Origin of the sequence: Paenibacillus sp. EC2-1 (assembly GCF_049311625.1) — a bacterium.
In the GTDB taxonomy this organism is placed as follows: Bacteria; Bacillota; Bacilli; order Paenibacillales; family Paenibacillaceae; genus Paenibacillus_AQ.
This window is the reverse complement of the sequence record NZ_CP186006.1, coordinates 272,735-286,461: the sequence shown is the minus strand read 5'-3', so window position 1 is coordinate 286,461 and position 13,727 is coordinate 272,735. Positions and strand designations below refer to the sequence as shown.

Genomic DNA, 13,727 nt, shown 5'->3' with positions numbered 1-13,727 from the left:
ATGAACAACCAGCTTTAACCTATTAAAGACAGCCCAATTACGAGGATAGGTCTCCACTCATCCATTGAAGAGAGGCTTTATAGTGAAAAGGAGTTGTACGATGAATAAGTGGCTCAAAACCATATTGTATCTATTAGGGGCAGCAATCCTAACCCGGTTCATTCCCTTCTCCTCCTGGTTCAGAATTATGGATACCATGATTCATGAACTCGGACACGCGGTTACGACTTTGCTCCTATCCGGACGCGTACTCAGCATTGCACTGAATCCCGATCATAGCGGTACAACCTTGTCAGTCCTTGAATCCGGCTGGAGAACAACACTTGTATCCCTCTCCGGTTATATGTCTGCGTCATTATTTGCGGTGCTCATGTTCTACGGCTATGCCAAACGAAAACAAGGAGAGGGATTGCTCGCGATCTCGGGAATCGCCGTGCTCATGATTCTGTTATTCGTACGTAATGGCTATGGTTTACTATGGCTTACAATCTTTGTTGTGATTACACTCGTCTTCTATTTCCTAGGAACACGAATTCGGAATGCATACTATCTTTTACTGGCGTTTCTCTCGCTGGAAGAGTCGGTTATGGGCCCTTTCTCACTTCTGGTATATGCAATTTCTCAACCAAGCGGTGCTGGGGATGCAGCGAACCTAGCAAGGTCTACTATGGTGCCTGCGTTTCTCTGGTCATTGTTATTTCTAGCATTTTCGTTATGGTGTGCTAAGATCGCGCTGTCTTTGTTCTGGCGTAAACGACCAGTTATGCAATCACGTTCAAGAGGTTCATACTGATTTAGACTAGAGAACTTATTATTTTTCATGTCACACCTTATAATAAATAAAAAGTACATCACTGCTGCAGTGATGTACTTTTTATTTATTATCTTCTACTTGATCTCATTTACTATCACAACATTAGCAGTATATAATTACAATTCAAAATCTTTAATATCCGCAACGGGGTGTAATACTTTTTCTTTATCAAACTCTTTTAAAGGCTCACCATTTTTTACTTTCTTTACCCAATCATGATTAGCTAGTGCTCCTTTTCCTAGAGTAACCATATCAGCATCACCATTATTAATCATTTTAGAAGCCCTTTCTGGTTTCTCTAACTGTCCATTTACGATAATGGGTAATTGACTATACTTTTTGGCAAGTACTGCGAGGGAATCTTTTCCTGTGTCGAATGCGGGCTTCCATGCTTCAAACTCTGTTACATGAATAAAATCAAGCCCCGATTTTCCCAGTGCTCCAAAGATAGTTTTTGCATCATGTTCTTTGGCTGACCACTTATATGCGTAATCATTTACTTTTGATTGTGAGATTCTAATACCAACCGTAAAGTTCTCTCCGACAGCTTCTCTAACATCCTGTATTATTTCTACTAATAACCTAACTCTATTCTCTGTAGTACCACCATATTCATCATTACGTTTGTTAGTATGTTCTGTTAGAAAAGCATCTAATAAGTAACCATTTGCTCCATGTAGTTCTATGCCGTCAAAACCAATTGATTTAGCTCGTTTAGCAGCATCGACAAAACTTTTCTTAACATCAACTATTTCTTCCTTTGTTATTTCTCTAGGTAATCTAAAAGCTCCTTCACCCAAATAAAATTTAAGTTGCTCGCCCTTAGGTTGAACAGATGAAGGCGCGATTGTCTCATTAACGAAACGATTACCTTGGGATAATGGTCCAGTATGTTGTAACTGCATAAATATTTTTGTATCTTGGGAGTGAACAGCATCAACAACTCTTTTCCACTCTTGTGCCTGCTCCTCATAAGCAATTCCTGGTTGAAACTGATATGTTTGACTATACTTATCATCAATATAAGTACCTTCAGTAATAATAAGTCCAAACCCACCGTCAGCAAATGATCTGTAGTATTTAACCATTCTATCTGTAACTAATCCTTTTTCAGTAGCACTAATACGTGTCATTGGAGCCACACCTACTCGGTTCTTTAAAGTAATCCGTCCTATATTAAAGGGTTCAAATAACTTCTTTGTATCTGACATGATCATTACCTCCTGCTGTTATATAAAAAATAAAGTCTTTATCTCGCATTGGAATATTGACTACTTGATATTAGGTTACACACCTTTATCAATTTAGTAAAATAGATATATCTGATCATTTAATTCAATAAAATTGAACATAGGGAGAAAGATCTATATATGGAAATTCGACATCTAATTACATTTAAAACGATCGTTGAAAAAGGAGGATTCAATAAAGCAGCAGAACATCTTGGTTATGCTCAATCCTCCATTACTACTCACATCAAAGAACTAGAGAGGGAGTTAGGCAGACCCTTATTTGATCGAATAGGAAAAAAAGTTATATTAACTCAATATGGTAAAGAATTTTTGACGTACGCCACAGAAATCACAGAACTGTATAATCAGTCATTAACTATAGATAAAGAACCACAGGGAGTGTTAACTTTAGGAATCTCTGAATCTTTAACAATTTGTCGAGTTCCATCCATTCTTCTCCAATATAAAACAAGCTACCCTAAAGTAAAGCTAGTGTTAAAATCACTTGAGAATTTTGACGTGACAAAAAGTCTAAAAAGTGGGGAAATTGACATTGCATTATTATTGGAGAAAGATGGTTGGATGCAAAAAGAACTCTACTCAGAAAGACTGATAAGAGAAAAAATGGTGTTAATTAGCTCTCTAAATGAAGGTCTATCTCATACAGCACTGTACTCCGAATTAAGATGTAGTTATAAATCAGTTTTTGATGAATTCATCCGCACTCATAATTTAGATATAAGAGAAAGTATAGAATTCCAAAGTTTAGAAGCTATAAAACAATGCGTGAAGTATGGTTTAGGCGTTTCTCTGGTCCCTTATTTTTCAGTTAAAGAAGAATTAGAAGGAAATAAACTGAGAGGGGAACTTTTTCCACAACAACACTCGTCTATATCAACCTACTTGACTTACCATAAAGATAAATGGCTTTCTCCATCAATGGTTCGAATGATTGAAATCATAAAAAACCATGCTAAAACATGGGATTGTTAAATTGATGCGCATCTTTTCTTATAAAATCACTCCTGATCGTGCAGTATTTTCTGCATTTATTGTTTTGTGAAAAAAATCACTTACTAGTTTGAAGATGTAAGGTACAGTAATGATACTGATTGGGCATACATAAATTTTGACACCGAAAACATCCAATAGTCACAATCATGATTCCATTCAGCAGCAGATTTTTTGACACAATATACACAACAGAGGGGACATCCAAGGAATGAAATCGAAACGTATAAAGTTTGTCATCACCATGCTTGCAGCACTTATGACTATTGCAATGTTTACAGGTTGCTCTAACACAGCAGATAAAGCAGATGCTGAACCGAAGAAAACAGAAACAAATGCTGGCGCAGACGCTAATGCAGGTAAGAATACAGAGCAGACTGACTCCACTACCGGTTCTTCTATAAAAGAAGTAGAGATGACAAAACTCGATTGGAGTGCTCAACCGAAACTTGGGCTTATTAAAGGAGACTACTACAAGACAGAAGAGCGTTTTAGACAGGGGCATTTAGGCACTTTGGAGGTAGTCAAAGATAAAGACAAGCTTGTTCATATTGAATTTAACGAAATGACACGCCCCAACTACTACAACCGTTATTACCAGAATGTATCGAAACGCTGGTCCGCATACAATTTTACCATGGGTGAGGCAAAAGGAGCAGCTTGGATTCAAGGTGTGCTAAAAGCGGAAGAGCAGATGCTGGCAGAACAACGCATTACGGGTGAAGTAGACACTGTATCCGGTGCTTCCAACAGTGTTTTACAATCCATGGTGCCTATGGCTGAGAAGCTTGCACCCACTCTAGAGAAGGCGTCTAACGAAAAATACTACGGTATCGCGGAAGTTTTAGGCGGCGGTTTAACAGGCCGTTTACAAGTGGTTGTAAAAGACGGCAAGATTACAGACCTTCGATATGATGAGATTTTTGCAGATACACCTGATGAGATCGAAGATCCAAAGCTGAAGCAGTTCTACAGACAATCCAAGTATGAAAGTGTAGATTATGATGAACCTTCCCGTATCGGCTTCAACGTGCAGATGGATGAGCTGAAAGCGAAAGTATTGAAAACACAAGACATGCTTGACTTGTCCGGTCTTCCGGCAATCGAGAACACAGGTGATTATGGCAAGTCTGGCTACACTACTCGCAATACAGCATGGGATAACTACCTGAAGCTTGCGGAGAAGCTACTGAAGGAAATGAAAGCTGATGGCGTGCTGAAATAAGGTTGCTGATGAGAGGGCTGCATCTTTTACTTATTGGAGTGAAAGATGCAGCCTTTTTTTATTGTTGTCCTATTTCTGATAAATCTGAATTCCCTATGGAACTGAGATGATGAGCTAGTATCACGCTAGAGCTGTTAAATAAACATTGATCATCACAAGGATGATCGTTATGATCAATTGAGAGATGCGAATAAAGGAGCCTTGAACCTGTCATGTGGATTATTCTGTAGGGATTCTTCAATTCGATAGAATGCTGAGTATAGCGAAATCTGCTATATTTTTTGGTATTCATATCTTTTACCTTACGGATACGCAGGGGTGAACGCATACACCAATCATTGCGAATAACAACGTTTATACGTCTTTGATTCATAAAAATACGCATCTCTTAGATCATTACCTGCATATCCTCCTATTCATGAATGGAGGAATTAATAAATGAACAAAAGAAGAAACAAAATAGCAATCGTTACCGGCGCAAGCCGATCTAAGGGAATTGGAACCGCCATCTGTCGGTCACTCGCAAACCTTGGTATAGATATTTTCTTCACACATTGGCATGCGTTTGATGAAACGGAAGGGAACGGTGGGCAAAGGGATTGGCCTGAGCAATTGTGTGAAGAATTAGAGCGTTTAGGAGTAAGAGCAGCTCATATGGAGGCAGATCTGACGAACCCTGACATGCCTTCACTTATGATGGATCAGGTGGAAAAGACACTCGGACACGCCACGATCCTTATTAATAATGCCACTTACTGCGCACCTTCTAATTTCAAGAGCCTTGATATGCGATTGTTAGATCAACACTACCAAGTGAACAATCGTGGAACGATCTTACTCAGTACAGCGTTCGCTAGAAGATTTGAACAGCACCAACCTCAAGGCACGCCTGGGCGGATAATATTCATGGTTTCAAAAGGACCTGACCCAGACAACCTGGCATATATTATGACCAAAGGCGCCTTGATTGGTTTGATCGAGCCCCTCTCGGTAGGACTAGCTCCGCTCCATATTACAGTGAACGGTTTCGACCCCGGGCCGACAGATTCCGGCTGGATCACCGAAGAGATGAAGGAACACTTCCTACCCATGTTCCCCATGGGACGAATCGGCTTGCCGGAAGATGCCGCTAGAGGGATTAGCCTCTTAGTGAGCGATGATTCACAGTGGATCACCGGGCAGGTGATTCGGTCAGAGGGTGGATTTCTCGGGAAATAATTCTCTCTAGACCTTTGCCCTTGACCTTCTCCCTTTCTCCCCAAAAAGCCCAGCTCATGTATTCCACAGAGAGCTGGGCTTCTTTTGCGCTCCCATGAGACACCCGAAAGGGGCTGCACTCCTCTCCACTGCAATAGGTGCGTGAATCGGTCGGAGGAGCATCGCGTTCGCATTTAAAATCGGGAAACATCCTTAGACTATTCCATTCCAGTTTCCCGATTTTAACAGCGACCGGAGACGATTCACGCACCGCCAACGCAGCCACCAATAGTGTGCAGCCTTTGAGGTTTTCTCCCATGACAACGCAAAAAAGCCCAGCTCCCTATTACAGGAGCTGGGCTTTCATCTATCTCAATTATTTTTGCTTCAAGTTGTAGAAAGACTTCAAGCCGTTGTATTGAGCCAGTTCACCCAATTGATCTTCGATGCGAAGCAATTGGTTGTATTTCGCAACACGGTCAGTACGGGATGGTGCACCAGTTTTGATCTGACCAGCGTTTGTAGCAACTGCGATATCAGCGATTGTGCTATCTTCGGATTCACCAGAACGGTGAGAGATAACAGCTGTGTATCCAGCGCGTTTAGCCATTTCGATCGCATCGAATGTTTCAGTCAATGTACCGATTTGGTTAACTTTGATTAGGATGGAGTTACCAATGTTTTCATTGATACCTCTTTCCAAACGCTCAGTGTTCGTAACGAACAAGTCGTCACCAACGAGTTGAATTTTGTCACCCAATTTCTCAGTGAGCAATTTCCAACCATCCCAATCGTCTTCGGAGCATCCGTCTTCGATTGTGATAATTGGGTATTTATCAACCCAAGAAGCAAGCAGGTCAACGAACTCTGCAGGCGTGAAGGATTTGCCTTCGCCTTCAAGAACATACTTACCATCTTTGAAGAACTCAGTGGAAGCTACGTCCATACCGAGGAATACATCTTCGCCTGGCTTGTAGCCAGCTTTTTCGATCGCTTCGATAATGGAAGACAATGCATCTTCGTTGGAAGTGAAGTTAGGAGCGAATCCACCTTCGTCACCAACTGCAGTGTTCAAACCTTTACCTTTAAGTACGGATTTAAGGTTGTGGAAGATTTCAGCGCCCATACGAAGTGCTTCTTTGAAGCTTTCAGCGCCAACAGGCAATACCATGAACTCTTGAACGTCAACGTTGTTGTCAGCGTGAGCACCACCGTTAACGATGTTCATCATTGGTACTGGAAGTTGTTTTGCATTGAATCCACCGAGGTAAACATACAGCGGCAGGTCAAGAGCGTCAGCAGCTGCGCGAGCAACAGCCATGGATACAGCCAAGATTGCGTTAGCGCCTAGTTTACCTTTGTTTGGAGTTCCGTCCAAGTTGATCATCAGCTTGTCGATGCCAAGTTGATCCAAAGCATCCATACCGATCACTTCTGGAGCGATAATTTCGTTTACGTTCTCAACAGCTTTCAGAACACCTTTACCGAGGTAACGGGATTTGTCGTCGTCGCGAAGCTCAACAGCCTCGTGAACACCAGTGGATGCACCGGATGGTACGATTGCACGGCCAATTGCGCCGGATTCTAAGTATACTTCAACTTCTACAGTCGGGTTACCACGGGAGTCAAGGACTTCGCGTGCATAAACGTCAGAAATAACAGTCATTTGTGTAGTCTCCTTTAAAGTTATTTATTTTAAATAGTAAATCAATTTATTTGCGGGATGCAATCATGGAAGTACCGGTCATTTCCTCCGGTTTATCCAGCTGCATTAGATCTAGAATGGTTGGAGCGATATCAGCTAGGATACCACCTTCACGTAATGTTACGTTCTCGTCTGTCACGATAAACGGAACTGGATTTGTTGTATGAGCTGTAAACGGCCGTCCATTCTCATCAAACACCATATCCGCATTACCATGGTCAGCAGTGATAAGTACCACGCCGCCTTTAGCAAGAACCGCATCCACTACTTTACCAACACATTCGTCAGTTGTTTCTACTGCTTTGATCGTTGGCTCCAGCATGCCGGAGTGACCAACCATGTCTGGATTCGCAAAGTTCAGGATGATCGCATCGTGTTTATCCGCTTCGATCTCCTTCACACAAGCATCTGCCACTTCATAAGCGCTCATCTCAGGCTGCAGATCATAAGTAGCAACCTTTGGTGAGTTGATCAGCACCCGAGTTTCACCCGGAAGTTCTACATCACGGCCACCACTGAAGAAGAAGGTTACGTGTGGGTATTTCTCCGTTTCAGCAATACGTAGTTGTTTCTTGTTGTTCTGCACAAGAACTTCACCAAGCGTATTGTCGAGGTTTTTCGGCTTGTATGCAACAAAGCCTTCCACAGTTTCGCTGAACAAGGTTAAGCAGACAAAATGCAATCCTTGTGGGAACTTAGGTCCACGTTCAAATCCACGGAAATCTTTGTTCGTAAATACCTGGGACAGCTGAATCGCACGGTCCGGACGATAGTTCAGGAAGATAACGGAATCTCCGCTTTCTACCAGACTCACCGGATTGCCCTGATCATCTACAATAACAGTTGGCTCTACGAATTCATCGTAAACCGATTTCTCATAAGATTCATTGATCGCTTTCAGCGGATCTGTGTATTTCGGGCCTTCGCCATATACCATCGCACGGTAAGCTTTCTCTACACGATCCCAGCGTTTGTCGCGGTCCATCGCATAGTAGCGTCCCGAAATCGTAGCAATTTTGCCGACACCGACTTCCTCAATTTTAGCAAGCAGATCTTTAACAAACTGCTTACCACTGTCAGGAGCCACATCGCGGCCATCCATGAAACCATGGATGTACACTTCATGCATATCTTCCTTCTTCGCCAGATCCAGCATAGCGAACATATGCTCAATATGACTGTGGACACCACCGTCGGACACAAGACCGTACAGGTGGAGCTTCTTGTTGTTTTTCTTAGCGGCCCGAATCGCTTCAACCAAGGTTTCATTCTCATAGAATTCACCTTCGCGAATCGATTTCGAAATCCGAGTCAGGTCCTGATAAACGATCCGGCCGGCTCCGATATTCAGATGGCCCACTTCAGAGTTACCCATCTGTCCTTCTGGAAGACCTACTGCTTCACCACAAGCTGTCAATGTCGTATTCGGATACTGCTTCAAATAACGATCATAGTTCGGCTTGTTCGCCTGAGAGACCGCGTTGCCTTCAGACGTGTTACGCAGACCGAATCCATCCATGATGATTAATGCTACCGGTTTGGGTGCTGACATCTTACTTCGCCCCCTCAACGAGTTGGATATAAGAAGCCGGCTGCAAGCTAGCACCGCCAACGAGAGCACCGTCGATATCGCTTTGTCCCATGTACTCAGCTACATTCTCAGGCTTCACACTACCGCCGTATTGAATACGTACTTGAGCAGCAACGTCTTCACCATACATTCCTTTCACAAGGTCACGGATGTAAGAGATTACTTCGTTAGCGTCCTGTGCTGTAGAAGATTTACCTGTTCCAATTGCCCAGATCGGCTCGTAAGCAATGACAACATGAACTGCTTGATCCGCAGGAATTCCTGCAAAAGCAGCTTCTGTCTGTACTTTACATACATTTTTAGTTTGTCCAGCTTCACGCTCTTCAAGCTTCTCACCAACACATACGATTGGAAGAAGGCTATGACGGAATGCAGCATGGACCTTTTTGTTCACAATCTCATCCGTTTCGCCAAAATATTGACGACGCTCGGAGTGTCCGATAATGACATAATCCACGCCTAAATCTTGCAGCATAACGCCGCTGATTTCGCCAGTGAATGCGCCATTCTCTTCAAAATGTAGGTTTTGTGCACCAATCTTGATGCTAGTACCTTTGGCAGCTTCAACAAGTGCTGGAAGGTTCGTAAACGGCGCGCAGATCACGGCTTCAACGCCCTCGACTTCCGCTTTTCCTTTTACTTCTTCGAAGAATGCTTTAGCTTCCGGAACAGTTTTGAACATTTTCCAGTTGCCAGCTATGATAGGTGTTCTCACACAGTTCACTCCTTTACTCACCCCCATCTTGGGGTTCGATTCTTTGCGATAACTTACGCTATACAAGTAGAACCCACTGTTATCCTAGGACAACAGCGCTTCTACGTGAAATTTTACTACTTATCGTTCAGTGCCACAACACCAGGAAGCTCTTTACCTTCCATGAACTCAAGAGATGCACCGCCACCTGTAGAGATGTGGTTCATTTTATCTGCCAAGTGGAACTTCTCTGCTGCTGCTGCGGAATCACCGCCGCCAATAATCGTGTAAGCTTCCGTATCTGCACAAGCTTGTGCTACTTCACGAGTACCGTTAGAGAAAGGTTCAATTTCAAATACGCCCATCGGTCCATTCCATACAACCAATTTGGAGTTTTTGATCACTTCTGCATACTTCGCACGCGTCTTCGGTCCGATGTCTACGCCTTCCCAATCTGCAGGAATGCCGTCGATATCAACGATTTTCGTGTTAGCGTCCGCACTAAAATCATCCGAAACCACAATGTCTACCGGGAGGTAGAAGTTCTTCCCAAGTTCTTTTGCTTTCTCGATAAAGCCAAGTGCAGTTTCCAGTTTGGAATCATCACACAGGGATTGACCGATCTCGTGACCTTGGGCTTTGAAGAACGTGTAAGCAAGTCCACCGCCGATAATGACGTTGTCAGCGAGCGTAAGCAGGTTATTAATCACATCGATTTTGTCTTTAACCTTCGATCCACCGATAATAGCTGTGAATGGACGATCTGGGTTCAAAAGAGCTTTGCCAAGTACAGACAATTCTTTCTCCATCAGAAGACCTGATACAGCTGGAAGATGATGCGCGATTCCTTCAGTCGATGCATGTGCACGGTGTGCAGCACCAAAAGCATCATTCACGAACAGGTCGGCAAGCTCAGCGAATTGCTTCGCAAGCTCTGGATCATTCTTCTCTTCACCCGGATAAAAACGAACGTTTTCAAGCACGAGAACGTCTCCGTCCTTCATGTTTGCAATTTGAGCTTTTACTGCATCCCCAATTGCTTCATCTGCCTTCACGACAGGTTTGCCAAGAAGCTCAGACAAGCGTTCGCTTGCAGGCGTCAAGCGCATGGATTCAACCACTTGACCTTTCGGACGACCCATATGGCTTGCCAAAATGACTTTAGCGCCCTTCTCTACCAAATACTTAATGGTCGGCAGAGTTTCACGGATCCGAGTATCATCAGTAATCTTTCCATCCTCAAGGGGTACATTGAAATCGACGCGGACAAACACCCGTTTGCCGCTTACTTCTACATCACGTACACTTTTCTTGTTCATCTCCACGTTCCTCCTAAGAAACTATTTCCTCGCCGACAGCGCAGCTGCTCTCTCTTTTGTTTTAGAGTCCGGTTCTATCTATTCTTCCCAGTACTCTGGCATGAAAATATATAAACAAGTAGAAACGACTCTTCCTTATTAAGAAGCTGACACGTTTCCATAAGACAAAATCAAAGAGGAGCGCCACAAGGAACCCCTCTTCGATTTGTGTATCAGATCAATTACAGACCTTTGCTTGCGATGTATGCAGCGAGGTCAACAACACGGTTGGAATAGCCCCACTCGTTGTCATACCAAGAAACGACTTTCACCATGTTGTCGCCAATTACCATAGTTGACAATGCGTCAATTGTGGAAGAAGCTGGGTCACCATTGTAGTCGCTCGATACCAAAGGCTCATCAGAGTAGTTCATGATACCTTTCAATGCGCCTTCAGCTGCTTCTTTCAAAGCTGCGTTAACTTCTTCAACTGTAACGTTCTTCTCAAGCTCAACAACCAAGTCTGTAACGGAAACGTTAGGCGTAGGAACACGCATGGACATACCGTTCAATTTGCCTTTCAATTCAGGCAATACAAGGGATACTGCTTTCGCTGCACCAGTTGTAGTTGGGATGATGTTTTGAGCTGCTGCGCGAGCACGACGAAGGTCTTTGTGCGGCAGGTCAAGAACGTTTTGGTCGTTAGTGTAGGAGTGAATTGTGTTCATCATACCTTTAACGATACCAAATTTGTCGTTCAATACTTTAGCAAATGGTGCCAAGCAGTTTGTTGTGCAAGAAGCGTTGGAGATTACTGTATGGCTAGCTGCGTCATACTTATCTTCGTTAACGCCCATAACGATTGTGATATCTTCGTTAGTAGCTGGTGCGGAGATGATAACTTTCTTCGCGCCACCTTTCAAGTGAGCTTCAGCTTTTTCTTTAGCTGTGAAGATACCAGTAGATTCCACAACGATTTCAGCGCCTACGGAGCTCCAAGGAAGATTTTCAGGGTTACGCTCTGCAAATACTTTAACTTCTCTGCCATTTACAACAAGCGCGCCTTCTTTAGCTTCTACAGTTGCGTTGAATTTACCATGTGTTGTGTCATATTTCAAAAGGTGTGCCAGCGTTTTTACGTCTGTCAAATCGTTGATTGCAACAATTTCAACATCCTTGTTGTCCAGCGCTGCGCGGAACACGTTACGTCCAATACGTCCAAATCCGTTAATACCTACTTTAACCATGAGTATTTCCCTCCATATAGTGAAAGTTTTTTATTTATTCAAGACAGACCGTGAGGCCCATCATGACAACAAAGTTAGTACGAATGCTCTTCGTCATTGTTCTTCATGCCTGCCGTTTAGTCCAGGCTCTTCGCTATTTCGAGAGCCGCGGCCTCATCCATCACGAGAATGTCCTCGTGTCCGAACTTCAGCACGGCATGTATCGCTTTAGCCTTACTTCGTCCACCAGCGATACCAATAATCGTCTCTGTCCGCATAATATCCTCAAGTCTTAGCCCAAGGGTAAGCATACGATGAACGACTGTTCCATCTTCACTGAAATAGTAGCCAAAGGATTCGGCAATCGCACCTTCCGCTTTCAGATCCTTAATTGAAGGTTCATCAAGCTTCCTGCGGTGAGCCATCTCCATAGCATCTCCTATACCGTGAACAATAACACATGATCGACGTATCACATTCACAATGTCCCGGATATGGTGATCCTGAACCAGTGACTGATAGGCATCGTCGCTCAACAGATCTGGTACATGCAATAGCCGATATTCGGCTCCTACCTTCTTCGCCATCTTAGATGCGATAGTATTGGCTTGAATCTCCATACTCTCGCCCAAACCGCCCCTTGCAGGTACAAACCACGAACCTGTTAAAGGACCAGCTGACGGCGGTGACATCTGCTCAGCTACTTCAGCGAGCGTTGATCCACCTGTTACAGCAATGATGTCTCCGCTATTGACATAGTTAAGTAATGTTCTTGCACCTGCTCTGCCAAGTTCACGTTTCACATCAGCTGAAGACTCACTATCACCGGGGACAACCACTACTTTACGCAGCCCGTAAGCCTCGCGGATCTTATCCTCCAGATCAGCTAATCCGAACAAATCATTCATGACAGGCTCAAGCTGGTCAAGTAAGTTCTGTCCGCTACTGCTAATCCTCATCCCAAGCGTCTCAATCTCGATGAGCCCTTGTGCTTTCAGTAGGTCCGTTTCGGCCCTCAGCACACGTTCGGTCATTGACAGTGATGCCGCGAGCGTCCTGCGCCCCACCATTCCAGATAACATGATCTGATGAAGGATCGTATATCTTCGCTTGAGAATGTCCATGAGATCGGGCAGAAGCTGCTCTTGTAATTCTAATAAGTTACGCATGCTTTCCACTCCTGCAACTTCGTCTTGGACCTTCTACCGATGGTCGCAAAATGTCCCAGTCAAGCGTTTTAAGTCCCACCCTTATTCTAACCAATATTTATGGAGGTTGCAAGTGTTCCGAATGTATATTTCTCAACCCTAAGCATTCTTATGCATCAGGAAGAGGTTGTCCTTAAAGTGGATACACAACTGTCAAAGTCATATACAGTATCTCCCAAAAGGTGTGAATTTCTTCATATACAGATGGATTCTGTCTCGCTCTCATCAGCCATGCTTATTAGAATCTTTGGCACTGTTCTTGTCTTTTCGAAAAAGATGCGGTATAATCATCTTCGTTGCTATTTTGCGCCCGTGGTCCAATGGATATGACGTAGGCCTCCGGAGCCTGAGATCGAGGTTCGATTCCTCGCGGGCGCGCCATTTATTTTCATAACTTCTATATATTGTTTACCCACAAGTGCCCATGACGGCTCTTTTTTTTACCCAATAGTTTGACTTTCTTTGACTTTATGGTTGAAATTGTTTATTATGTGGGTAATACGGTAACAGTATTTTAATGAGGAAT

11 protein-coding genes and 1 tRNA gene are annotated in these 13,727 nt (G+C 43.6%); 5 read left to right on the top strand and 7 right to left on the bottom strand.

The window, feature by feature from the left end:
* The first annotated feature begins 100 nt into the window (after window positions 1–100).
* A complete protein-coding gene (locus ACK8P5_RS01540; RefSeq protein ID WP_422659250.1) occupies window positions 101–793 on the top strand; it encodes a M50 family metallopeptidase in 693 nt (230 codons plus the stop codon).
* Between the two features lie 137 nt (window positions 794–930).
* Here the strand turns inward: ACK8P5_RS01540 and ACK8P5_RS01535 are convergent, their stop codons facing one another.
* On the bottom strand, window positions 931–2,025 hold the full coding sequence (locus ACK8P5_RS01535; RefSeq protein ID WP_422659249.1) for an NADH:flavin oxidoreductase: 1,095 nt from the start codon (window positions 2,023–2,025) through the stop codon (window positions 931–933).
* Window positions 2,026–2,184: 159 nt separating this feature from the next.
* On the opposite strand from ACK8P5_RS01535, the gene ACK8P5_RS01530 reads away from it, so the two are divergent.
* From ACK8P5_RS01530 to ACK8P5_RS01520, 3 genes are all read left to right on the top strand, one after another.
* Window positions 2,185–3,039, top strand: a complete 855-nt coding sequence (locus ACK8P5_RS01530; protein WP_422659248.1) for a LysR family transcriptional regulator — start codon at window positions 2,185–2,187, stop codon at window positions 3,037–3,039.
* 229 nt (window positions 3,040–3,268) lie between these two features.
* Window positions 3,269–4,282: a hypothetical protein gene (locus ACK8P5_RS01525; protein WP_422659247.1), complete on the top strand. Its 1,014-nt coding sequence runs from the start codon at window positions 3,269–3,271 to the stop codon at window positions 4,280–4,282.
* Window positions 4,283–4,720: 438 nt separating this feature from the next.
* Window positions 4,721–5,500, top strand: coding sequence for an SDR family oxidoreductase (locus tag ACK8P5_RS01520; RefSeq protein ID WP_422659246.1), 780 nt, complete (start codon window positions 4,721–4,723; stop codon window positions 5,498–5,500).
* Window positions 5,501–5,855: 355 nt separating this feature from the next.
* Here ACK8P5_RS01520 and eno read toward each other — a convergent pair whose 3' ends face one another.
* The 6 genes from eno to ACK8P5_RS01490 all read right to left on the bottom strand — a co-directional run bounded on the left by eno (window position 5,856) and on the right by ACK8P5_RS01490 (window position 13,162).
* A complete protein-coding gene (gene eno, locus ACK8P5_RS01515; RefSeq protein ID WP_422659245.1) occupies window positions 5,856–7,145 on the bottom strand; it encodes a phosphopyruvate hydratase in 1,290 nt (429 codons plus the stop codon).
* Between the two features lie 46 nt (window positions 7,146–7,191).
* Window positions 7,192–8,736, bottom strand: coding sequence for a 2,3-bisphosphoglycerate-independent phosphoglycerate mutase (gene gpmI / locus ACK8P5_RS01510; RefSeq protein WP_422659244.1), 1,545 nt, complete (start codon window positions 8,734–8,736; stop codon window positions 7,192–7,194).
* Between the two features lies 1 nt (window position 8,737).
* Complete coding sequence (tpiA, locus tag ACK8P5_RS01505) at window positions 8,738–9,490, bottom strand: triose-phosphate isomerase (RefSeq protein ID WP_422659243.1); 753 nt, start codon at window positions 9,488–9,490, stop codon at window positions 8,738–8,740.
* Window positions 9,491–9,606: 116 nt separating this feature from the next.
* Window positions 9,607–10,788: a phosphoglycerate kinase gene (locus ACK8P5_RS01500; protein ID WP_422659242.1), complete on the bottom strand. Its 1,182-nt coding sequence runs from the start codon at window positions 10,786–10,788 to the stop codon at window positions 9,607–9,609.
* Window positions 10,789–11,009: 221 nt separating this feature from the next.
* Entirely contained in the window at window positions 11,010–12,014 is a 1,005-nt protein-coding gene (gap, locus tag ACK8P5_RS01495) for a type I glyceraldehyde-3-phosphate dehydrogenase (protein WP_422659241.1), read from the bottom strand.
* A 116-nt stretch (window positions 12,015–12,130) separates the two neighbouring features.
* On the bottom strand, window positions 12,131–13,162 hold the full coding sequence (locus ACK8P5_RS01490) for a sugar-binding transcriptional regulator (RefSeq protein WP_422659240.1): 1,032 nt from the start codon (window positions 13,160–13,162) through the stop codon (window positions 12,131–12,133).
* Between the two features lie 345 nt (window positions 13,163–13,507).
* Here ACK8P5_RS01490 and ACK8P5_RS01485 point away from each other — a divergent pair.
* Window positions 13,508–13,582: transfer RNA gene (locus ACK8P5_RS01485), tRNA-Arg, on the top strand.
* The last annotated feature ends 145 nt before the right edge of the window (window positions 13,583–13,727 follow it).

What these genes read in the sequence shown, in the direction of transcription:
- ACK8P5_RS01540 (WP_422659250.1), top strand. Translation starts at nt 101, where the DNA reads ATGAATAAGTGGCTCAAAACCATATTGTATCTATTAGGGGCAGCAATC.
- ACK8P5_RS01535 (WP_422659249.1), bottom strand. Translation starts at nt 2,025, where the DNA reads ATGTCAGATACAAAGAAGTTATTTGAACCCTTTAATATAGGACGGATT.
- ACK8P5_RS01530 (WP_422659248.1), top strand. Translation starts at nt 2,185, where the DNA reads ATGGAAATTCGACATCTAATTACATTTAAAACGATCGTTGAAAAAGGA.
- ACK8P5_RS01525 (WP_422659247.1), top strand. Translation starts at nt 3,269, where the DNA reads ATGAAATCGAAACGTATAAAGTTTGTCATCACCATGCTTGCAGCACTT.
- ACK8P5_RS01520 (WP_422659246.1), top strand. Translation starts at nt 4,721, where the DNA reads ATGAACAAAAGAAGAAACAAAATAGCAATCGTTACCGGCGCAAGCCGA.
- eno (WP_422659245.1), bottom strand. Translation starts at nt 7,145, where the DNA reads ATGACTGTTATTTCTGACGTTTATGCACGCGAAGTCCTTGACTCCCGT.
- gpmI (WP_422659244.1), bottom strand. Translation starts at nt 8,736, where the DNA reads ATGTCAGCACCCAAACCGGTAGCATTAATCATCATGGATGGATTCGGT.
- ACK8P5_RS01500 (WP_422659242.1), bottom strand. Translation starts at nt 10,788, where the DNA reads ATGAACAAGAAAAGTGTACGTGATGTAGAAGTAAGCGGCAAACGGGTG.
- gap (WP_422659241.1), bottom strand. Translation starts at nt 12,014, where the DNA reads ATGGTTAAAGTAGGTATTAACGGATTTGGACGTATTGGACGTAACGTG.
- ACK8P5_RS01490 (WP_422659240.1), bottom strand. Translation starts at nt 13,162, where the DNA reads ATGCGTAACTTATTAGAATTACAAGAGCAGCTTCTGCCCGATCTCATG.